At 66.0% G+C, this 21,569-nt stretch carries 14 protein-coding genes; 11 read left to right on the forward strand and 3 right to left on the reverse strand.

Annotation, left to right across the window (positions count from 1 at the left end; all coding sequences use genetic code 11):
* Window positions 1–2 precede the first annotated feature (2 nt).
* From O3301_RS05665 to glpK, 9 genes are all read left to right on the forward strand, one after another.
* The gene (locus O3301_RS05665) at window positions 3–899 is read left to right on the forward strand and encodes an aldose 1-epimerase (RefSeq protein WP_305055816.1); all 897 of its coding nucleotides are present in this window, start codon (window positions 3–5) and stop codon (window positions 897–899) included.
* The gene (locus tag O3301_RS05670; RefSeq protein WP_305055817.1) at window positions 892–1,800 is read left to right on the forward strand and encodes an SMP-30/gluconolactonase/LRE family protein; all 909 of its coding nucleotides are present in this window, start codon (window positions 892–894) and stop codon (window positions 1,798–1,800) included. The genes O3301_RS05665 and O3301_RS05670 overlap by 8 nt, the downstream gene beginning before the upstream one ends.
* Window positions 1,801–1,827: 27 nt before the next feature.
* A complete protein-coding gene (locus O3301_RS05675; protein ID WP_305055818.1) occupies window positions 1,828–2,616 on the forward strand; it encodes an SDR family NAD(P)-dependent oxidoreductase in 789 nt (262 codons plus the stop codon).
* 23 nt (window positions 2,617–2,639) lie between these two features.
* On the forward strand, window positions 2,640–4,094 hold the full coding sequence (locus tag O3301_RS05680) for an NAD-dependent succinate-semialdehyde dehydrogenase (RefSeq protein WP_289910515.1): 1,455 nt from the start codon (window positions 2,640–2,642) through the stop codon (window positions 4,092–4,094).
* A 65-nt stretch (window positions 4,095–4,159) separates the two neighbouring features.
* The gene (locus O3301_RS05685) at window positions 4,160–5,557 is read left to right on the forward strand and encodes a porin (protein ID WP_305055819.1); all 1,398 of its coding nucleotides are present in this window, start codon (window positions 4,160–4,162) and stop codon (window positions 5,555–5,557) included.
* An 82-nt stretch (window positions 5,558–5,639) separates the two neighbouring features.
* Window positions 5,640–7,661 (forward strand): alpha-glucosidase, encoded by a 2,022-nt coding sequence (locus O3301_RS05690; RefSeq protein ID WP_305055820.1) that lies wholly within the window; start codon window positions 5,640–5,642, stop codon window positions 7,659–7,661.
* A 7-nt stretch (window positions 7,662–7,668) separates the two neighbouring features.
* The gene (locus tag O3301_RS05695; protein ID WP_305055821.1) at window positions 7,669–8,430 is read left to right on the forward strand and encodes a TSUP family transporter; all 762 of its coding nucleotides are present in this window, start codon (window positions 7,669–7,671) and stop codon (window positions 8,428–8,430) included.
* 46 nt (window positions 8,431–8,476) lie between these two features.
* Window positions 8,477–10,036 carry a glycerol-3-phosphate dehydrogenase gene (glpD, locus tag O3301_RS05700; RefSeq protein WP_305055822.1) on the forward strand — a complete coding sequence of 520 codons (1,560 nt, stop codon included), beginning with the start codon at window positions 8,477–8,479 and terminating at the stop codon, window positions 10,034–10,036.
* Window positions 10,033–11,523, forward strand: coding sequence for a glycerol kinase GlpK (gene glpK, locus O3301_RS05705; RefSeq protein ID WP_305055823.1), 1,491 nt, complete (start codon window positions 10,033–10,035; stop codon window positions 11,521–11,523). The genes glpD and glpK overlap by 4 nt, the downstream gene beginning before the upstream one ends.
* A gap of 185 nt (window positions 11,524–11,708) precedes the next feature.
* On the opposite strand, the gene alaC is transcribed toward glpK, so the two are convergent.
* Window positions 11,709–12,926 carry an alanine transaminase gene (gene alaC, locus O3301_RS05710; protein ID WP_289914286.1) on the reverse strand — a complete coding sequence of 406 codons (1,218 nt, stop codon included), beginning with the start codon at window positions 12,924–12,926 and terminating at the stop codon, window positions 11,709–11,711.
* A 308-nt stretch (window positions 12,927–13,234) separates the two neighbouring features.
* On the opposite strand from alaC, the gene O3301_RS05715 reads away from it, so the two are divergent.
* Window positions 13,235–13,918, forward strand: a complete 684-nt coding sequence (locus O3301_RS05715; RefSeq protein ID WP_305055824.1) for a pentapeptide repeat-containing protein — start codon at window positions 13,235–13,237, stop codon at window positions 13,916–13,918.
* 164 nt (window positions 13,919–14,082) lie between these two features.
* On the opposite strand, the gene O3301_RS05720 is transcribed toward O3301_RS05715, so the two are convergent.
* Window positions 14,083–15,297 carry an MFS transporter gene (locus O3301_RS05720; protein WP_305055825.1) on the reverse strand — a complete coding sequence of 405 codons (1,215 nt, stop codon included), beginning with the start codon at window positions 15,295–15,297 and terminating at the stop codon, window positions 14,083–14,085.
* A gap of 120 nt (window positions 15,298–15,417) precedes the next feature.
* Here O3301_RS05720 and O3301_RS05725 point away from each other — a divergent pair, with 120 nt between their 5' ends.
* Window positions 15,418–16,359: a LysR family transcriptional regulator gene (locus O3301_RS05725; RefSeq protein ID WP_305055826.1), complete on the forward strand. Its 942-nt coding sequence runs from the start codon at window positions 15,418–15,420 to the stop codon at window positions 16,357–16,359.
* Between the two features lie 24 nt (window positions 16,360–16,383).
* Here the strand turns inward: O3301_RS05725 and O3301_RS05730 are convergent, their stop codons facing one another.
* Window positions 16,384–21,552, reverse strand: a complete 5,169-nt coding sequence (locus O3301_RS05730; protein WP_305055827.1) for a YDG domain-containing protein — start codon at window positions 21,550–21,552, stop codon at window positions 16,384–16,386.
* Between the last annotated feature and the right edge of the window lie 17 nt (window positions 21,553–21,569).

Here is a 21,569-nt window from a genome sequence, read left to right on the forward strand (position 1 = left end):
AAATGGACCACCAGTCTCCCTTCACCCTGGCGCACGGCGACTGCCGCGCCGACGTCCACCCGGCCACGGGCGGCGCGCTGGCGGCTTTCCGCTGGCGCGGGCGCGACATCCTGCGCGCCGCGCCAGCCGCTGCCGACGTGCGGCAAATGGCCTGCTACCCTTTGGTGCCGTATTCGAACCGCATCGGCGGCGCCGTGCTGCAGGCGCAGGAACAGACGCATGCACTGCGCGCCAACTTCCCGCCCGAGCCGCACAGCATCCACGGCTTCGGCTGGCAGCGCGCCTGGCACGTGGCGGCGCGTGCGGACGACAGCGCCGAACTGCTGCTGGTGCACGGCGGCGACGCCGACTGGCCGTTCGCCTGCGAGGCGCGGCAAACCGTGCTGCTCGACGCTGCCGGCTTGCGCCTGACCTTATCGGTGCGCAATGACGATACGCGCGCCATGCCCGCCGGCCTGGGTTTTCACCCCTACTTTCCGCTGGCGCCCGGCCTGCGCCTGCAAACGCAATGGGATGGCGTGTGGAGCATGGGCGCCGACCACCTGCCGGCCGGTCTGGCGCCCGTGGCGCAAGCGTCGCCATTCGCCACGCCGCAGCCGGTGGCCGGCTGGCACAGCGACCATTGCTACAGCGGCTGGACGGGCCGCGCCAGCCTCGATTACGGCGACTACAGCGTGCAGCTGTCGGCCAGCGACAATTGCCGCCACCTCGTATGCTTCGCGCCCAACGACGAACGCAGCTTCATCGCCATCGAACCCGTCACGCACGCCAATAATGCGTTTGCGCTGGCCGCGCGCGGTGCGCACGACACGGGCATGCGCCTGCTGGCGCACGGCGAGACGCTGCACATCGCCATGCGCCTGGCCATGCAGGAAAATGCGGAGGAGGCCCATGCGTGAATGGCAACCCGAACTGGCCCTCGACGCGCGCGCCCAGCTGGGCGAATGCCCGCTGTGGAGCGTGGCCGAACAGTGTTTGTACTGGATCGACATCGCCGGACGCCGCCTGCACCGCTACGATCCGGCGACCGGTCTCGATCGCGTCTGGTGGGTGCCGTGCGAGCCGGGCTGCATCGCCCTGGCGGAAAAAGGCGGCCTGGTGGCGGCCCTGCGCGACGGTTTCTACCGTTTCTACCCGCAGGAAGGCTTGCTCGACAAGCTGGCCGATGCGCCCTACGACAGCGCCGACATGCGTTTCAACGATGGCCGCTGCGACAGCGCCGGGCGCTTCTGGGCCGGCGCCATGTACGAGCCGCGCACGGCGGAACTGGCTGCCATGTTTTGCCTGGAACGGGGCGCCACCCGCCTGGGCTGGGGGCCGCAGCAGGGCCTTGGCGTCAAAGTCAGCAACGGCCTGGCGTTCGCCGCGGATGGCCAAGCCCTGTTCCAGTCCGACACGCCGAACCACGTGATCTACCGTTACGCCTTTGACGCGGCCAGCGGCCAGGTTGGCGAACGCAAGGTGTTTGCCCGCCTGCCCGCCAAGGGAGAGGACGCCGTGTACGGCGGCCGCCCCGATGGCGCGGCGCTCGATGCGGAAGGCTGCTACTGGAGCGCGCAATACGAAGGCGGCCGGGTGCTGCGCTTTTCGCCGCAGGGCGAAATCATCGGCATCGTGCGCGTGCCCGTCACGCGCCCCACCATGATCGCCTTTGGCGGCGCCGACCTGCGCACCCTGTACATCACCAGCGCGCGCGAAGGCGCCAGCGACGACGAACTGGCGCGCCAGCCGCAGGCCGGCGGCCTCTTTGCCGTGCGCCTGGACGTGGCCGGCCGCCCCGAACCCCTGTACCGGGATTGATACCCGGATCTTCACCCTGAGGACAGCATGAACGCCAACATCACTCTCTACCCCAGCCTGCAGGACCGCGTGGTCTTCGTCTCCGGCGGCGGCTCCGGCATCGGCGCTGCGCTGGTCGAACACTTCGCCCTGCAAGGCGCGCAAGTGGCTTTTTGCGACATCGATGGCGACGCCAGCGCCGCCCTGGCCGCGCGTCTGGCGCCCCTGTGCCGGCACGCGCCCTGTTTCGTGTACAGCGACATCCGCGACATCGCCGCCTACCAGGCCAGCCTGGCCGACGTCGAGGCGCGCTTCGGCGCCATCCGCGTGCTGCTCAATAACGCGGGCCGCGACGACCGTCATTCGCTGGCCGAACTGACGCCCGAATACTGGGACAACTGCCTGGCGCTGAACTTGAAACACCACGTGTTCGCCATCCAGCAGGTGGCGCCCGGCATGGCGGCCGCCGGCGGCGGTTCCATCATCAACCTGGGCTCGATTTCGTGGATGCGCGGGCGCCCCAACCTGGTCGGCTACACCACGTCCAAGGCGGGCATCGCGGGCCTGTCGCGCACCCTGGCGCGCGAGCTGGGCGAACAGAATATCCGCGTCAACGCCATCGCGCCGGGCGCCATCGCCACGGACCGCCAGGCCGCGCTGTGGCGCGACCCGGAAGAAGACCGCCGCTTCATCGAACTGCAATGCCTGAAATACCGGCTCGACGCGGGCCACGTGGCGCGCACGGCCCTGTTCCTGGCGGCCGACGATTCGGACGGCATCACGGGACAGAACATCATCGTCGATGCCGGCCTCGCGCAAGTATCTGTAGCTGGCTAAGCCCCCATTCAAGGAGAATCCTCATGTTGAACCTGCAAGACGCAAGCCTGTTGAAACAACAATGTCTGATCGACGGCGCCTGGTGCGACGCCGATGACGGCGCCACCATCGCCGTCACCAATCCCGCCACCGGCGAAGTGATCGCCACCGTGCCGCGCATGGGCGCGGCCGAGACGCGGCGCGCCATCGCCGCCTCGCATGCGGCCTTCCGGCTGTGGCGCAAGCAGACCGTCAAGGCGCGCGCCACGGTACTGCGCGCCTGGCATGCCTTGATTTTGCAGCACGCGGACGACCTGGCGCTGATACTCACCACGGAACAGGGCAAGTCGCTGGCCGAAGCCAAGGGCGAGATCGTTTCGAACGCGGCCTACCTGGAATGGTTCGCCGAGGAAGGCAAGCGCGCGTATGGCGACGTCATCGCGCCGCCGTCGAATGACAAGCGCATCGTCGTCATCAAGCAGCCGATTGGCGTGTGCGCGGCCATCACGCCGTGGAATTTCCCAAACGGCATGATCACGCGCAAGGCCGGTCCCGCCCTGGCGGCCGGCTGCAGCATGGTCTTGAAGCCGGCGTCGCAAACGCCGCTGTCGGCCCTGGCCTTGGGCGAACTGGCGCTGCGCGCCGGCGTGCCGCCTGGCGTCTTCAATGTGGTGACGGGCGCGGCGCAGGCCATCGGCACGGAACTGTGCCACAACGACCTGGTGCGCAAGATCACGTTTACGGGGTCGACCGAAGTGGGCGCCTGGCTGTCGCGCGAGGCGGCCGGCACGATCAAGAAGCTGTCGCTGGAATTGGGCGGCAACGCGCCCTTCATCGTCTTCGAGGATGCCGACATCGACGCGGCCGTCGAAGGCGTGCTGATGTCGAAATACCGCAACAGCGGCCAGACCTGCGTCTGCGCCAACCGCATCTACGTGCAGGACAGCATCTACGACGACTTCGCCGCCCGCCTGGTGGCCAAGGTGGCCGAGCTGAAACTGGGCAATGGCCTGGACGCGGGCGTCACGCAAGGCCCGCTGATCGATGAAAACGCCGTGCGCAAGATCGAGCAGCACATCGCCGACGCGCTGGCCAAGGGCGGCAAGCTGGCCATCGGCGGCAAGCGCCACGCGCTGGGCGGCAGCTTTTTCGAGCCCAGCGTGGTGCTGGAAGCGAACAGCGACATGCTGGTGGCCACCGAGGAAACCTTCGCCCCGCTGGCGCCGCTGTTCCGCTTCGGCAGCGAAGAGGAAGTCGTCGCCATGGCCAACGCCACGCAGTTCGGCCTGGCCGGCTATTTCTACAGCCGCGACCTGGGCAGAGTCTGGCGCGTGGCGGAAGAACTGGAAGTGGGCATGGTCGGCATCAACACGGGCATGATCGCCAATGAAATGGCGCCGTTTGGCGGCGTCAAGCATTCGGGCATGGGCCGCGAAGGCTCGCACTATGGCATGGACGACTTCCTCGATATCAAATACTTGTGCATGGGAGGAATTTGATTATTTCAATGTAAGCAAGGCAGGGATCAGCAACCATACTCATAAAAAACACAGGAGACAAGATCATGCAAACGACATTCCGCAAGACCACCCTGGCCGCGGCCATCACCGGCGTGCTTCTCGCGACGCCATTTGTTAGCCCTAACGCACGCGCTGACGAGCTCAGCGACATGAAGGCCATGCTGGCGCAGTTGCAGGACCGGGTGGCGCAGATGGAAGCGAAAGCGGCGCAACCCACACCGGCGGCGGCGATGGCGGCCGCACCGGCAACGGTGGCGGCCCCCATGCAGCCCGCCACCGGCTTCAACTGGAAACTGTACGGCCGTGGCGACATCGGCTATACGGTGTCGCGCGGCAAGGATGCCAGCGGGCGCCAGCTGACCAACCACCGCCTGAACCAGGGCGAGATGGCCAGCCGCCTGGGCCTCACGGGCGCCTGGGTCTTCAGCGACGAGTACAAGGCCATCTTCGGCGTCGAGACGGGCTTGAACTTGTTCAACGGCAATGCGGGCGGCGGCACGCAAAACAACACCACCTCGTCCGTGCTGTTCAACCGGGGTTCCACCGTCGGCTTTGCCTCGACCACCTGGGGCTCGATCGAAGGCGGCACCATGTACATGGCGCCGTTCTGGGTCTCGCTTGGCGCCGACCTGGCCTCGGCGCACAATTACGGCGCCAACGACTTCAGCGCCCTGTTCTCGCTCACCCGCCCGGAATCCCTGGGCCGCTACCTGAAGGACCCCGTGACAAACAACGCCAGCAAGACGACGAGTTTGGCCGGCAACAACTCGGGCACGGCCTTGTTCTACGGCAATGCGCTGCGCTACCGCAGCCCCACCTGGAACAACATTTCTGCGGAAGTCTCGTATTCGGCCGGGCAGCAAGCGTCTTCCGCCACCGACCTGGAAAACGATGGCCGTAGCTGGGCCGCCAACGTGCTGTACAAGAAGGGCGACCTGTTCCTCGGCTACGCGCACATGGATTACCAGCAGAGCAACGACATCAGCACGGGCGGCACGCCGAACTTCCTCAAGCGCAACCAGGTCACGGACATCGTCGGCGCGCGCTACAAGTGGAACGATTTTACCTTGGGCGGCTCCTACACCTCCTACCGCGTGTCGAACGCGGGCGGCTATGCGGCCGACGCCTTTGGCGTCTCGGGCGCCTACGACCTCGGCAAACACCGCATCGAGGGCAGCCTGGCGCACATCAGCTATGACGGCGCCAACGCCAAAGGCGCTTTCGGCACCAACACGGGCGATGGCGTGGGCAAACCCACGTCGACGGCCTACTCGCTGGGCTACCTGTACAACTTCCAGCCGACCCTGTCGTTCTACGCCTACGCCACACGCATCGCCAACAACAGCCACGCCAAGCTGGGCGTATTGCAGTTCCGGGGGGACAATAACTACTTCGGCTACAGCCCCGTCGAGCTGACCGCCGGCATGTTCCTCGTCTTTTAATTCAGTGCTTATTTGTTGATGCACCGCCGGCCCGCCCCACGCCCACCATGCGGGCGGCCGGTTTTCACAGGAGTTGATCGTCATGCAGTACACACTACACCAGGAAAATGACAGCGTCGCCCTGCGCTGCGCCGGCCGCTTGCTGCTGCGCCACGGCGCCGATGCGCCATGCGTGTTCGTCGGCCAGGGCCGCGAAAGCATGGAAATGTACCGCGGTAACTTCGCCATCGAAGATTACGTCGAGGAGCGCAGCGCCCTGCGCGCGCTGGCCGTCACGCAGGACGGCGACGGCGCCACCCTGAGCTTTGCGCGCCATGCGGGCGACACGCCGCAGCTGGTGCTGGCCGTGCAAGCGGCGCCGCATGGCGTGCACCTGGTGGTGCGCTACGCGGCGCCGGGCTGGAACCGGCTGTGGCTGCGCCTGCCCGCGGAACAGGACGAGCATGTGTGGGGCTGCGGCGAGCAGATGTCGTACTTCGACCTGCGCGGCCGCCACTTCCCCCTGTGGACGTCGGAGCCGGGCGTGGGCCGCGACAAGTCGACCCATTTGACGTGGCAGGCGGACGTGACGTCGAAATCGGGCGGCGACTACTATCACACGAATTATCCGCAGCCGAGCTTCATCTCGTCGCAGCGCTACTGCCTGCATGCCGAGACGACGGCGTATGCGGACTTCGATTTCCGCCAGCCGGACTTCCACGAGCTGCAATTCTGGGCCATGCCCGAGCGCCTGGAATTCATGCTGGCCGACTCCTTCGTCGACCTGGTCGGCGTGGTCTCGCAACGCTTCGGCCGCCAGCCGCAATTGCCCGCCTGGCTGCAAAATGGCGCCATGCTGGGCCTGAAAGGCGGAGAAGAGCATGCCCGCACCATCCTCGCACAGGCGCAGGAACACGGCTTGCCCGTCAGCGCCCTGTGGTGCGAAGACTGGGTGGGCTTGCGCCAGACGTCGTTCGGCAAGCGCTTGTTCTGGGACTGGCGCTGGCAGCCGCAGCGCTATCCCGACCTGAAAAACTGGATCGCCGACCTGGCCAGGCAAGACATCCGCTTCCTCGGCTACGTCAATCCGTATTTGTGCAACGACGGCACCCTGTACCAGGAAGCGCTGCAGCAGGGATTCCTGGCCACGGCCACCGATGGCGGCGCCTACCTGGTGGACTTCGGCGAATTCGATTGCGGCGTCGTCGACTTCACCAACCCGGCAGCCGCGCTGTGGTTCGAGGAACGCATCCTGCGCCAGGAAATGCTCGACTTCGGCCTGTCCGGCTGGATGGCCGATTTCGGCGAATACCTGCCGATCGACCTGCGCCTGCACAATGGCGTCGATGCGCGCCTGATGCACAACGCCTGGCCGACCCTGTGGGCCGAAGTCAATGCGCGCGCCATCGAGCGGGCCGGCAAGACGGGCGACGCCACCTTCTTCATGCGCGCCGGCTACACGGGCGTGCAGGCGCACTGCCCGCTGCTGTGGGCGGGCGACCAGTCGGTCGACTTCAGCCGCCACGACGGCTTGCAGACGGTGATTTGCGGCGCCCTGTCGTCCGGCTTGCTGGGCAACGCCTACCACCACAGCGATATCGGCGGCTATACCAGCCTGTTCGGCAACCTGCGCACGGCGGAACTGTTCCAGCGCTGGACGGAGATGGCCGTCTTCACGTCGATGATGCGCACGCACGAAGGCAACCGCCCGGACGAAAACTTCCAGTTCTACCAGGATGAACAGGTATTCCAGCACTTCGCCCGCATGACGCGGCTGCACGTGGCGCTGGCGCCGACCATCCGCGCCCTGGCCGAAGATGCCGTGGCGCGCGGCCTGCCGCTGCAGCGCCCCCTGTTCCTGCACTATGAACACGACCGCGCCACCTACGCCATCCAGGACCAGTACCTGTTCGGCCCCGACCTGCTGGTGGCGCCCGTGCATGCGGCGGGCGCTGCGCGCTGGAGCGCCTACCTGCCGCAGGGCGACGCCTGGATCCACCTGTGGAGCGGCGCCGTCTTCGAAGGCGGCCAGCGCGTGGAAGTCGACGCGCCCCTGGGCCAGCCGCCCGTCTTCGTGCGGCGCGGTTGCGCACAGCAGGATTTCTTCCTGTCGCTGGCGAAATGAGCCTGGCATGAGCGTGGCGTCGCACTTGCTGTTCCTGGCCTGCGTGGCGCTGGCCAGCGGCGCGCAGAACCTGACGGGCTTTGCTTTCGGCCTGATCCTGCTGGGCCTGACGGCCGTGCTGCACCTGGCCAGCCTGGGCGACGTGGCCAACGTCGTCAGCGTGCTGGTGCTGGTGAATGCGGCCATCACGTTTGGCCGCACGCGTCCGCAACTGGCCTGGCCCGTGTTCGGCCCTGCACTGGCCGTCAGCCTGCTGGGCGTGGGCGCTGGCGTGGCCCTGTTGGGCTGGTTCAGCGCGCAACAGGTGACCCTGCTGCGCTTCCTGCTCGGCTGCGCCATCGTCGTCTGCGCATGCATGCTGGTGCTGCGCGCCAGCGCGCGCCGGCGGCAATCCGGCCTGCCCGCCTTCCTGTTCTTCAGCGGCGTGTCCGGCGTGATGGGCGGCCTGTTCGCCAGCGCCGGTCCGCCCATGGTGTACCACCTGTACCGCCAGCCATGGCCGGCCGACATGATCCGCCATTCGCTGATCGTGCTGTTTGCCGCGAATGCCGTGCTGCGCCTGGCCCTCGTGCTGGCGCACGGCCAGTTCAGCCTGACGGCCCTGTGGCTGACCCTGGAAGCCTTGCCGCTGGTGACGGGGCTGACGTGGCTGGCGCGCCGCCACCCTTCGCGCCTGCCCATCGAGCACGTGCGCCGCGCCGTCTTCGTGCTGCTGCTGATCGCCGGCCTGGCCCTGGTGCTACCGCCCGTGCTGGCCCTGGCCGCCTGAGGCGGCGCCTTTTCACTGTTTACCTTTTTTACGAGACGAACCTTCCATGTCCGCTTCCCGCTTTTCCTCCCTGCCCGCCGACTGCGACCTGCTGGTCGTCGGCGGCGGCATCAATGGCGCCGGCATCGCGCGCGACGCGGCCGGCCGCGGCTTGCGCGTGGTGCTGTGCGAACAGCACGACCTGGCGCAGCACACGTCGTCCGCCTCCACCAAGCTGATACACGGCGGCCTGCGCTACCTCGAATACTATGAATTCAAGCTGGTGCGCAAGGCGCTGCAGGAACGCGAAGTGCTGCTGCGCGCCGCGCCCCACATCATGTGGCCGATGCGCTTCGTCATGCCGCACGACGCCGCCCAGCGCCCCGCCTGGATGATACGCGCGGGCCTGTTCCTGTACGACCACCTGGCCAAACGGGACTTTTTACCCGCCTCGCAAGGCATCGCGCTGGACCGCCATGCGGCGGGCGCGCCGCTGAAGGCAGGCTACCGCAAGGGCTTCGTGTATTCCGACGGCTGGGTCGACGATGCGCGCCTGGTGGTGCTCAACGCGCTCGACGCGCAGGAACACGGCGCGCATATCCTCACGCGCACGGCCTGCGTCGACGCGCGCCGCGACGGCGACGCCTGGCACGCCACCCTGCAAGCAGAGGGTGGCCAGCGCAAGACCTTGCGCGCGCGCGCCATCGTCAACGCGGCGGGACCGTGGACGGCGCAATTTGCAGGCGCGGCCGGCGGCGGCAAGACGCAGGGGTTGCGCCTGATCAAGGGCAGCCACATCATCGTGCCGCGCCTGTTCGACCATCCGAACGCCTACATCTTCCAGAACCCGGACCAGCGCATCATCTTCGCCATCCCCTACCAGGATGACTTTACCCTGATCGGCACCACCGACGAGGAATACAAGGGGGACGTGAGCCAGGTGAAGATCAGCCAGGCGGAGATCGATTACCTGTGCCAGGCGGCGAACCGCTATTTCAAGCGCGAAATCGGCCCCGCCGACGTCGTGTGGACGTATTCCGGCGTGCGCCCCCTGCTCGACGACAGCGCGCAGAACGCGTCGGCCGTCACGCGCGACTACCTGCTGGAAGTGGCGCGCGGCGCAGCGGCGACGGGCGCGCCCCTGCTCAATATCTGGGGCGGCAAGATCACCACCTACCGCAAGCTGGCCGAAGAGGCGCTGGGCCTGCTGGCGCCCCTGCTGGACAATGGCTCCCCGGCCTGGACGGCCCACGCGCCCCTGCCCGGTGGCGACCTGCAGCAGGTGAATCAACTCGTGGACAGCCATGATTTCGACGGTTTCCTCGCGCGCTTCCAGTGCGACCACGCCTGGCTGCAGCCCGCGCTGGCACGCCGCTATGCGCGCGCCTATGGCAGCCGCGCCGCACGCCTGCTGACGGGCGCCACATCGATGGCCGACCTGGGCGCGCAACTGGCGCCCGGCCTGTACGAAGCCGAAGCGTGCTATCTGGTCGAGGTGGAATGGGCCAGGAGCAGCGACGACATCCTGTGGCGCCGCAGCAAACTGGGGTTGCGCTGCGCGCCGGCCGACGTGGCGCGCCTGCAGCAGTGGCTGGCCGCCCATCCGGCGCAAGAGGTGACGGCATGACGTATTTGCTGGCCCTCGACCAGGGCACCTCCAGCTCGCGCAGCATGGTCTTCGATGAAACGGGCGCCATCGTCGCCGTGGCGCAGCGCGAATTTCGCCAGATCTTCCCGCAGCCGGGCTGGATCGAGCACGATCCCATGGAAATCTGGCACAGCCAACTGGCTACCTGCCGCGAAGTGCTGGCCAAGACGGGCTTGCAGGCCGACGCCCTCGGTGCGCTGGGCATCACCAACCAGCGCGAAACGACGGTGGTATGGGACCGCGCCACGGGCGAACCCGTCTATAACGCCATCGTCTGGCAAGACCGCCGCACGGAGGCGCTGTGCGAGGACTTGCGCGCGCGGGGCCTCGCCGGCGCCATCCATGCGAAGACGGGCCTGGTGCTCGACCCGTATTTTTCCGGCACCAAGCTGCGCTGGATACTCGACGCCGTGCCCGGCGTCCGCGCGCGCGCCATGCGCGGCGAACTGGCCTTCGGCACCATCGATACCTGGCTCGCATGGCAGATGACGGGCGGCCGCCTGCATGTGAGCGACGTCACCAACGCTTCGCGCACCATGCTGTGGAACCTGCATGAAGGCTGCTGGGATGCCCAGCTGCTCGACTGGCTGGGCATTCCAGCGAGCCTGCTGCCGACCGTCCACCCTTCGAGCCACGTGTATGGCGAAACGGATGCGGCGGTGCTGGGCAGCCCCATCATCATCGGCGGCATCGCCGGCGACCAGCAGGCGGCGCTGTTCGGCCAGACCTGTTTCACGCCGGGCATGGCCAAGAATACCTATGGCACGGGCTGCTTCTTGCTGCTCAACACGGGCGAGCAGTGCGCGCAATCGCAGCATGGTCTGATCAGCACGGCCGCCTGCCAGGTGGGCGCGCAGCCCGCGTATGCGCTCGAAGGCAGCGTCTTCATCGGCGGCGCCGTGGTGCAGTGGCTGCGCGACGGCCTGGGCGCCATCGGCCACGCGGGCGAAGCGGAAGGCCTGGCCGCCTCCGTGCCCGATTCCGGCGGCGTCGTCTTTGTGCCCTCGTTTACAGGCCTGGGCGCACCGTACTGGGTGCCCTCGGCGAAAGGCGCCATCCTGGGCCTGAGCCGGGGCAGCACGGTGGGCCACATCGCCCGCGCGGCGCTCGAAGCGATCGCCTTCCAGAGTGCGGCCCTGCTGGGCGCGATGACGCGCGACGCGCAAGCGCCCATCACGGAGCTGCGCGTGGACGGCGGCGCCTGCGCCAACAACCTGCTGCTGCAATTCCAGGCCGACTTGCTGGGCATCCCCGTCGTGCGCCCGCAAGTGATCGAAACGACGGCCCTGGGCGCGGCCTGCCTGGCGGGCCTGGCCATCGGCCAGTACCGTGGCGTCGACGAGCTGGCAACGCACTGGCGCGCCGACAGGACGTTTCTGCCCACCATCGGCCGCGACCAGGCGGCCAGCCTGATGCAGCAGTGGGAGGTGGCGGTGCGGCGGTTTACGGGTGCCGGCGACGCATAGCCGTGCGGAATGACAGGCAAAAAAAAAGCCCGCTGCGGGAGCGGGCTGAATCTATTTCCTTGGAGGAGATAGAGGAGACAAATGAATGATGCCGCGTTGCAGCATATAAAACCACTTTATATTCGTGATGTCAGAAATACGCGGCAGTGATATTAGGGGCAACAGACAATTCCATGCGGCAACTTTTACGTTGCCGTTTCCGTTTTTACGTCGCCGGAACGCAACATATTCTTGATGCCGCGCAAGGCTTGCCGGACGCGCGCCTCGTTTTCGATCAGGGCGAAGCGCACGTATTCATCGCCGTATTCGCCGAAGCCGATGCCGGGCGACACGCTCACCTTCGCTTTTTGCAGCAGCAGCTTGGCAAATTCCAGCGAACCCAGGTGGCGATACGCTTGCGGGATATGCGCCCAGATATACATCGAGGCCTTCGGTTTTTCCACCATCCAGCCCGCCTCATGCAAGCCTTTCACCAGCACGTCGCGGCGGCGCTGGTACTGGGCGCAGATTTCCGTCACGCAACTTTGGTCACCTTCCAGCGCGGCGATGGCCGCCACTTGCACCGGAGTAAAACTGCCGTAGTCGTGGTAGCTCTTGATGCGCGCCAAGGCGGCCACCAGTTCCGCATTGCCCACCATGAAGCCGATGCGCCATCCCGCCATGTTGTAGCTTTTCGACATGGTAAAGAATTCCACGGCCACGTCGCGCGCGCCCGGCACCTGCATGATGGACGGCGCCTTCCAGCCGTCGAAAGTGATGTCGGCATACGCCAGGTCATGCACCACCAGGATATTGTGCTGTTTCGCCAGCGCCACGACTCTTTCGAAGAATTCCAGCTCCACGCATTGCGCCGTGGGGTTGGACGGAAAGCCCAGCACCATCATCTTCGGTTTCGGGTAGCTTTCGCGGATGGCCCGTTCCAGTTCGGCAAAGAAATCCACGCCCGGCCCCATGCGCACGGAGCGGATATCGGCGCCCGCGATGACGGCACCCCAGATGTGGATCGGGTAGCTGGGATTGGGCACCAGCACCGTGTCGCCACGGTCCAAGGTCGCCAGCATCAGGTGCGCCAGGCCCTCTTTCGAGCCGATGGTGACGATGGCTTCGCTGTCCGGGTCGATGTCGACCTCGTAGCGCTTCTTGTACCAGTGGGCAATCGCGCGGCGCAGCCGCGGAATGCCTTTGGAGGCGGAATAGCCGTGCGTATCGGGGCGTTTCACCGTCTCGACCAGCTTGTCCACGATGTGGGCCGGCGTGGCGCCATCGGGATTGCCCATCGACATGTCGATGATGTCCTCGCCACGGCGGCGCGCGGCCATCTTGAGTTCGGCGGTGATATTGAAAACGTAGGGGGGAAGGCGATTGATGCGCGAAAAGCTGCGCGGAGCTTGGCTGTCGGTCATGGTTATCTCTGTACGTAAGCGCCCGGATCCGTCCGAGCGACGTTGGCGCAGTGGCTGCGCCTGCAACGATACTAACCCGGCTTCGCAAGAACTGGCAAGGCCGATTCGGACAAGCTACAATACGCGCTGATCGAAAATGAGCGCACCGGTTGGTAACCCGGTAAGTGCCCGGCACCGTCCGGCATGCTCCCGCCCACGCGGACCCACGGCGCTGACCCTTGGCTGTTACACCAGCCGGGGAGGTGTTCTGGTTCGTGCATTTTCCCGCCGCGCCATCCCTCCCCTGCTTTGATTAGGAATAAAAACGGATGGCAACACACGACACCGCAGTAAGCAACATGACCCTGGACCGCGCCGGCATCGAGCAGCAGCTGGCCCTGCCCGTGCGCCACTTCATCGATTGTGCATTCGACGGCGAAGACTTGTCGCGCCTCGATCTGCAGGGCTGTACCTTCGAGCGCTGCACCTTTGCCGAAACCAATTTGTTCGCCAGCAAACTGGCGCGCAGCACCTGGCGCCGCTGCCGCGCGGGCAGCGCCGATTTCGAATCCGTCGACGCCGTCGACGCCAGCTTTGAAGGCTGCGACCTGAACAACACAAAATGGCGGCGCGCCAAGCTGGCCTCGGCCACCTACCGCGGCTGCAAGCTGACGGGCGCCTCGTTCGAGGAAGTGGCCCACCTGGGCCTCACCTTCGAAGACAGCCTGCTGGTGGGCGCCGACCTGCGCGGCTTCTCGTTCCGCAAGGCAATATTAAAGCAGCTGGACTTTTCCGACGCCTACCTGGCCGGCTGCGACTTCCGCGACGCCGTCTTCGAAGGGGGCAGCCTGCGCAACGCCACCATCAAACTGGCGAAGTTCCAGGGCGCGGACTTGCGCGGCGCCGATATCGACGGGTTCAAATTGAGCGAAGCGTCCTTGCTGAAAGGCGCCGTCATCACGCATGCGCAGGCGGCCAACTTCATGCGCGCGCTCGATCTGGTGGTGATTTAATCTGCAAAGACAAAAAAAAAGCCCGCTACGGAAGCGGGCTGAATCTATTTCCTTGGAGGAGATAGAGGAGACAAGTGCATCTTGTGGCATCGCGGCATATCACGCCACTTTATCTTCATGATGATAGAAATAGCCACCAGTGATAACGAGCCGCCATCAGGGTTTCAAGCCGTGCGGCGCGCGGCCAGCGGCAGAAATTCTCCCAGCCATACCAGCAGGGCCAAGCCCGGAAACGCCATGCCGGTCAGCAAAGTTGCTTGCCAGCCATAGCTGGCATACACCCAGGCGCCGATGGCCGAGCCGGCTGCACCTCCGGCGAAAAACAGGGCGAAATACAGGCCGTTCAGGCGGCCCCGCACTTCCGCGCCCAGGCTGAAGATGGCGCGCTGACCCAGCACCAGATTCGCCGCCACGCCCATGTCGAGCACGATGGAAGCGACCACCAGCAAGCCCAGCGCCACGTGGCTCGACTCGGGCGCCAGCATCGGCAAGGCAAAGGCGACGATGCCCAGCGCCAGCGCGGCGGCCGTGGCGGGCAAGGTGTGGCCCGCATCGGCCAGGCGGCCGGCGATGGGCGAAGCGACCGCGCCCGCCATGCCCACCAGGGCGAAGATGGCGATGCCCGTTTGCGACAGGCCGAACGCGGGGCTGGACAGCACCAGCGGCGTGACGGTCCAGAACAGGCTGAAGGCGCCGAACAGGCCAGCATGATAGGCGGCGCGGCGGCGCAGCACGGGCGTGCCCAGCAGCAAATGCCACAGCGACGCCATCAAGGCTGGATATTTCATGCTCGACACGGGCTGACGCACGGGCAAGGCGCGGCGCAGCACCAGCGCCAGCAAGACCATCAGCACGGCGGCACCGCCAAACACCACGTGCCAGCTCGCATGGGCCGCCACCAGCGAAGCCACGGGGCGGGCCAGCATGATGCCCAGCAACAGGCCGCTGACCACCTTGCCCACAGTCTGGCCCCGCGTCGCTTCCTGCGACAGGTGGGCGGCAAACGGCACGATCACTTGCGCCGCCACGGACCCGAGGCCGATGGCCAGCGCGGCGGCCAGGAACACGATGGCGCCCGTGGAGAGGGCCGCCGCCACGAGGGCCGTGGCCGTCACCAGCAAGGCCGTGACGATCAGGCGGCGGTTTTCCAGCAAGTCGCCCAGCGGCACGACAAACAGCAGGCCCAGGGTGTAGCCCACTTGCGTCAGGGTGACGATCAGCCCGGCCGCCTTGGCCGACAGGCCCGTGGAGGCGCTGATGGGCCCGACGAGAGTTTGCGCGTAGTACAGGTTGGCGACGATCAGGCCGGAAGCGATGGCCAGCAGCAGCACCATGGCGGGCGCAATGTCGTGGGGAGCGGAAGGTGAGGCCTTGTTCATGTTGTTTCCTCGGTTCGATAGGGATGTCGCCATTCTAGGCAAAACCGGGGCAAAGATAATTAGGGCATAATCGCCCTACACTTTTCACATAAGATGAACAATACAAGGACAGGCTATCCCATGGACAAGATCAAGGCCATGCAGACCTTCGTGCGCATCGTCGAGGCCAACAGTTTTTCCAAGGCGGCCGAAACCTTGAATTTGCCGCGCGCCGCGCTGACGGCCACCCTGCAAAAGCTGGAAGCCTACCTGGGCACGCAACTGCTGCAGCGCACCACGCGCCGTTTGTCCCTGACGCCGGAAGGGGCCGAGTATTTCCGCCATTGCCTCGAAATTTTGAAAGCCGTCGACACGGCGGAACTGGCGTTCCGCGGTCCGGACGCGAAAAAACCCCGTGGCTTGCTGCGCATCAACCTGCCCAACACGGTGGGCAGGCGCCTCGTCATGCCCCATATCGCGCAATTCCACGCCGCCTGGCCGGACGTGCAACTGCAACTGAGCTTGACTGACCGCCTGGTCGACCTGACGCAGGAAGGCATCGATTGCGCCTTGCGCGTGGGCACCTTGCAGGATTCCGCCTTCATCGGCAAACAGGTCGGCCTGATGCGCTTCGTCACGTGCGCCTCGCCCGCCTACCTGGCGCGGCACGGCACGCCGCACACCCTGGCGGACCTGGCCGCGCACCGGGGCATCATGCATTACTCGGGCCGCACGGGACGCGCCTTCGACTGGGATTTCCTGCAAGGCAAGGAGGTGGTGCGCGTACAGATGGCCGGCCCCATCGCCGTCAACGATGCCGACGCCAGCGTCGCTTGCGCGCTGCAGGGACTGGGACTGGCGCAGGCGGCCGTGTACCAGGTGCGCGCGCACCTCGACAGCGGCGCCCTGGTGGCCGTGCTGGCGGATCACCCGCCGACGCCCATGCCCATGTCCCTGCTGACGCCGCAAGGCCGGCTGGCCACGCCCAAGCTGCAGGCGTTTGCGGGCTGGATCACGGCCCTGTTCGAAGCCAATATGGATCTGCAGCCGCCTGCCAGGGAGGCTGCCGCACGGGCCGGCTAGCCCGGGCAAGCACGACCCTGACTGTTACGGCATGGCCGGGCCGCTGGTCATGCCGGCCGGCAACAGGATGCCGCCGTCGAGCACGCTCAATTGCAAGCCCGGCAGCACCTGGCGGGATGCCGGGCCGGCCACGCCGGCCACGAAAGGCGCGGCTGGCGCGGCCGCCGCTTTGCCACCATGGGCATGTTCAGCAACCACCATATTGCCCGCCAACGGCACGGCGGCGACGGAAGCGGCCGCTGCCGTCAGCGCATTGCGCAAGGCTTCGGCCGGCTTCACCTTCAAGCTGCCGGCCACATAGCCGATCGCATAGTTGTTCGACGTCTGCCCTGCGGCGGCAACCTTGTAGTTGCCGGCCGGCGAACCCGCGCCAGCCTCCGTACTGAACAGCAATTCGCCGCGCAGTTCCGATGCCACGCTGTCGCCCCCCAGCAAGCCCGCATAGCCGACGTCAAAGACGGGATTAGGGCGCCCCTGGTCCTTCTCGGCATTGTTCACCGTCACGGTCAATTTCGCCTGCGTAATATCGGCCCGCGCCGACGCCGCCGTGTTGACCACATAATTGCCGGCGTCCAGCCCGCTCAAGCGTATGCCATCCACGCGCACCGTCTTGCCCTGTCCCGCATTCTTGTCGGCAAACTGGGCAGCATTGCTGCTGATGCTCAGCTGGTCGCCGGCAAGACGGTCGTCGCGCCAGTTCACGCTGGCAGCGACGCTCGCATCGTAGACCTTGTTGACACCCGTGATACCCACCGTCAGCGCCGCCGGCGTGATGCTGGCCGTCAAGCCGTTCGGGTCGGCCACCGTATAATTGCTGGCCAAGCCGCTGGCCGTGTCGGCCAGGGTCGTGCCCGTCACCGTCACTACCTTGCCCTTGCCCGCGTTCTTGTCGCCGAAGCTGGCCGTCATCCCGGTCACGCCCAGGCGTTCGCCTTCGACCAGGCCGGACAGCACACCGCCGCTGACGCTGGCCTGGCGCGTGCCGTCGTAGACCTTGTCGCCCGCCACCACCCCCGTCACCGTCAAGGCCTTGGGCGTGATGCTGGCCGTCAAGCCATTCGGGTCGGCCACCGTGTAATTGCCGGCCAAGCCGCTGGCCGTGTCAGCCAGGGCCGTGCCCGTCACCGTCACCGCCTTGGCCTTGCCCGCGTTCTGGTCGCCGAAACTGGCCGTCATGCCGGCGATGTCCAGGCGTTCGCCGTCCACCAGGCCGGACAGCACGCCGCCGCTGACGCTGGCCAGGCGCGTGCCATCGTAGACCTTGTCGAGCGCCACCGCGCCCGTCACCGTCAGGGCCTTCGGCGTGATGCTGGCCGTCAAGCCGTCCGGGTTGGCCACCGTGTAGTTGCTGGCCAAGCCGCTGGCCGTGTCGGCCAGGGTCGTGCCCGTCACCGTCACCGCCTTGGCCTTGCCCGCGTTCTTGTCGCCGAAGCTGGCCGCCATGCCGGCGATATCCAGGCGTTCGCCTTCGACCAGGCCGGACAGCACGCCGCCGCTGACGCTGGCCTGGCGCGTGCCGTCATACACCTTGTCGAGCGCCACCGCGCCCGTCACCGTCAGGGCCTTGGGCGTGATGCTGGCCGTCAAGCCGGCCGGGTTGGCCACCGTGTAGTTGCTGGCCAGCCCCGTATCGCTGGCCAGCACGGCGCCCACCGTCACGGCCTTGCCGTTGCCGGCGTTCTTGTCCGAAAAATAGCCGCTCAGGCCAGACAAGATCACGTTTTCCGAGCCGACGAAACCGCTCAATGCGCCGCCCGTCACGCGCGCGTCGGCATTGCCATCGTAGACTTTATCTTGCACCGCGACGCCGCCGAGCGTCAGCGCCTTGGGCCGGATGGTGCCCGTGATGACGGCGTCCGTGGCGGCCAGGATATAGTTGCCGCTGTCGGCGCCGGCCAGCATGATATCGCTGACATACACCGTTTTGCCGCTGCCCGCATTCTTGTCCGCGAAATTGCCTCTGGCAGTGACCACGGCAAGACTGTCGCCGCTCACCATGCCGTGCAAGACCGCCGAAGCGCCGCTCAGGCTGGCCCCCAGGCCGCCGTCATACACCTTGTCATCGGCCTTGATGCCCGTCACCCTGCTGATGGTGGCCTTGGTGATCGCGCCGCTGAAGTCGCCGATTGGCGCCAGCGTATAGTTGCCGGCCGCACTGCCGCCCAGCGTGGCGCTGGCCGTAATGGCGAGATTGCTGCCGACATTCTTGCTGGCATAAGCGCCGGACAGCAAAAAGCTCAGCTTGGCCACGTCATCGCCCAGCACGCCACTGAGGCTGCCGCCAGCCAGCACGGCAGAGGTGTTGCCGTCATACACCTTGTTGCCCGCCGAAACGCCATTCAGACTGATCTGGCGCGGCGTAATGGTCACGCCGCCATCGACATAGCTAATCAGGTAGCCATTCTGGGCCGTGGAATACACGCCGCTGGCCCGCACCACATAGTTGCCGGCATTGACCGGGCTGCCGGACGCATTGTCATATGTCAACGAGCCTTGCAGCAGGGAAGGATCGACCACCCTGGAATAGCTTACGGTGACCGGATCGCTGGCGAGGCCATCATAGACCTTGCTGCTATGCGACACCGTCACCACCAGGGGCGTCAGGAAGGAACGCAGCAATGGCGTGCTCTGTCCTTCGTAAATCACCCAGGTATTGCTCAAGTCCCAGGCCGGGCTGCCCGCGCCGTTGCTGCCGTTGTAGTTGGCCAGTTTTTTCAACTCGGCCGAACTCAAGCCCGTGCCGCCCTGGCTGCCGGCCTGCCCGCTGATCTGCGTATCCCAGTAACTGCCCGTGGCATCGGCGGCGGAGGCGCCGCCTGCCAGCCCGCCCAGCCCCGCTGCGCCGCTGACGGCAACGGCCGCATAGCTGTTACGGATGCTGCCGCCGCGGCTGTCGCCAGCCAGGCCGCCCACATTCACGCCGCCCGTCGCGCTGCCCAGCGCGTAACTGTCGACAATTTCACCCGTATTGCTGCCCACGAGGGCGCCGACCTGCGCATCGCCCGTGACATTGCCGGTAACGAAACTGCCGCTGATTTTGCCCGCGTTCGCGCCGGCGAGCGCGCCCACATCGCTGCCGCCGGTGATCCGGGCGTCGCTCAAGCCCAGGTCCGAGATACTGCCATTTTTGCCGAGACTGCCGATCAGGCCGATTGCAGCGCTCCCCTGCCGGAAAATGCGCAAGTCGGAAATGATGTGGCCGGCGCCATTGAGGCTGCCCGTGAACGGCGACGCGGCGTCACCGACAGGCACGAAGCCTTTGCCGAGCCAGATATCGCCGCCGGCCGTCGCCCCCGCGCTGAAGCTGCTGCCCAGGGTATAGGCTGCCGTCTTGTCCATCGCCATCAACTGCAGCTGGTGCGCGGAATTGATGGTGGTCGAGTACTCGCCGCTGAACATCGGCAACGTGCCGCCCTTGCCGTTCATGCCGCCGTTCGATCCCACCGTCACCCAATTGTTGCCCGTGGCGCCAGCCGTCGTCGTGAAATTGAATGTTGGATAACTTGCAGGATCACCCATTGCAAGGTCCGTCAAGCCGACGATATTGCTCGTTCTGCCATTGCCTTGGCCCAGGCCCGTCAGGCCGTGGTTGGCGCTGGTGTTGTAATAGGCATTGCTCACGTTGCCACCGAAATCATTGTAGCCAACGATGCCGCCCCGGTTATCGTGCTGCGCATTGACCGCGCCGAAGGAATAGACATTGTCCACAGTCCCCCGGTTCCGGCCGACGATGCCGCCCGCATAGTTGCCCGCATTGACGCTGCCAGTGGCATAGCTGTTGCTGATCCTGCCCGCATAAACATCACCGACGAGGCCGCCAAAACCCTGCTCGGACTGCACATCGCCGGAAGAGTAGACATTGCCGGTCGCATAGCTGTTGCTGATCATCCCGCCCAGCCGGCCAGCCAATCCGCCGGCGATGGAACTGCCCGTCACGCTGCCCGTCGCATAGCTGTCGCTGATATTGCCTGACGTGAATGCCGCCAGGCCGCCCGTAAAGACATCGCCCGCGATGTCGCCCGTGGCAAAGCTCTTCGCGATGGTGCCAGCGTTTTCAAGCACCAGCCCGCCGGCCGTCCCCTTGACTACGGTCACCTTCATGCTGCTGCTACTGTTGCTGACGCTGCCGCCACGTTCATTTTCAGCAACCAGCCCGGCAGCTCCGCCACCGTAATTGGGAGTGTGTTCGATACTGCCGCTGCTGCGGCTGTTGTTGATCACGCCGCCATTCACGCCCACCAGGCCGCCCGCGTAAATATACCCCGTCAGCTTCAGCTCGCCGTACGCACTGACGTTATCGATCAAGCCCGCGTTTCTTGCCGCCAGCATGCCCATCCGGATCTGCCCGTACTTGCCTTCCGGCGCCTGTATCCGGGTATTGACCAGATTGAGGTTGCGCACCACCCCCGACGCGCCGATGGCGCCAAACATGCCGACATCGGCATAGTCCGTCAGCCGGGTGAGAGACAATCCCGTGATGTCATGGCCCAGGCCGTCAAGCCTGCCCGTGAATGGCGTGCCTGTGCCACCGATAGGCACGAAGCCCGTGCCACCGCCCCAGTTGAGCGTGGCACTGGCGTCGATATGGCGGCCCAGTGCATAGTTGCCTCCCAGGTTAGCATTCATGCCCTGCAAATCGGCTGCGCTCAGGCTGCCAGCAGTACCTACGCTGTTGATCACCGTATAGCTGATGACTGCGCCATCCGTGCCCTGCCTGGTGCTGAAGTTATTACCCGATGGCAAGTCCACTTCCGCCTTCACGTTGTAGGTGGACAAATTGCCGGCGGCGACACCGCGTTGGCCATACTCGAGCGCCAGGCTGGCCGTGCCGGAACCGCGCAGCGGCGCATTGATATTGATATTGTTGTGCGCCGTCAAGGTCAGCTTGTTGGCCGACCAGCTGATCGTGTCGTTGACATGGATATCGCCTGCCGCGCCGCCGCTGGCGACCGTTGCAATGGTGACATTGCTGGACTTGAGCGCATTGCTGTAAAACGCACCGGTCTGGTTGCCGCCCGAGGCCGCGATCGTGAAATCGGTCGGATCGATCAGCCACATGCCCGTCGCGCCCTTCGTCGCGGCCGTGCTCACCTTCAGCGCATCGTCGATCTTCACGTGCGCGGCCGAAGTGTCGATGAAGCCGCCATTGCCGCCCGCAGGCGCGCTGGCGTCCAGGGTGCCCGCCGCGTTCACCGTGCCGCTTTGCATAT

The sequence above is a fragment of the Janthinobacterium sp. SUN211 genome (assembly GCF_030587315.1).
In the GTDB taxonomy this organism is placed as follows: domain Bacteria; phylum Pseudomonadota; class Gammaproteobacteria; order Burkholderiales; family Burkholderiaceae_D; genus Janthinobacterium; species Janthinobacterium kumbetense.

Coding starts and splice junctions, on each gene's coding strand:
- O3301_RS05725 (WP_305055826.1), top strand. CDS start 15,418: ATGGACAAGATCAAGGCCATGCAGACCTTCGTGCGCATCGTCGAGGCC.
- O3301_RS05715 (WP_305055824.1), top strand. CDS start 13,235: ATGGCAACACACGACACCGCAGTAAGCAACATGACCCTGGACCGCGCC.
- O3301_RS05685 (WP_305055819.1), top strand. CDS start 4,160: ATGCAAACGACATTCCGCAAGACCACCCTGGCCGCGGCCATCACCGGC.
- O3301_RS05680 (WP_289910515.1), top strand. CDS start 2,640: ATGTTGAACCTGCAAGACGCAAGCCTGTTGAAACAACAATGTCTGATC.
- O3301_RS05695 (WP_305055821.1), top strand. CDS start 7,669: ATGAGCGTGGCGTCGCACTTGCTGTTCCTGGCCTGCGTGGCGCTGGCC.
- alaC (WP_289914286.1), bottom strand. CDS start 12,926: ATGACCGACAGCCAAGCTCCGCGCAGCTTTTCGCGCATCAATCGCCTT.
- O3301_RS05670 (WP_305055817.1), top strand. CDS start 892: ATGCGTGAATGGCAACCCGAACTGGCCCTCGACGCGCGCGCCCAGCTG.
- glpK (WP_305055823.1), top strand. CDS start 10,033: ATGACGTATTTGCTGGCCCTCGACCAGGGCACCTCCAGCTCGCGCAGC.
- glpD (WP_305055822.1), top strand. CDS start 8,477: ATGTCCGCTTCCCGCTTTTCCTCCCTGCCCGCCGACTGCGACCTGCTG.
- O3301_RS05665 (WP_305055816.1), top strand. CDS start 3: ATGGACCACCAGTCTCCCTTCACCCTGGCGCACGGCGACTGCCGCGCC.
- O3301_RS05675 (WP_305055818.1), top strand. CDS start 1,828: ATGAACGCCAACATCACTCTCTACCCCAGCCTGCAGGACCGCGTGGTC.
- O3301_RS05720 (WP_305055825.1), bottom strand. CDS start 15,297: ATGAACAAGGCCTCACCTTCCGCTCCCCACGACATTGCGCCCGCCATG.
- O3301_RS05690 (WP_305055820.1), top strand. CDS start 5,640: ATGCAGTACACACTACACCAGGAAAATGACAGCGTCGCCCTGCGCTGC.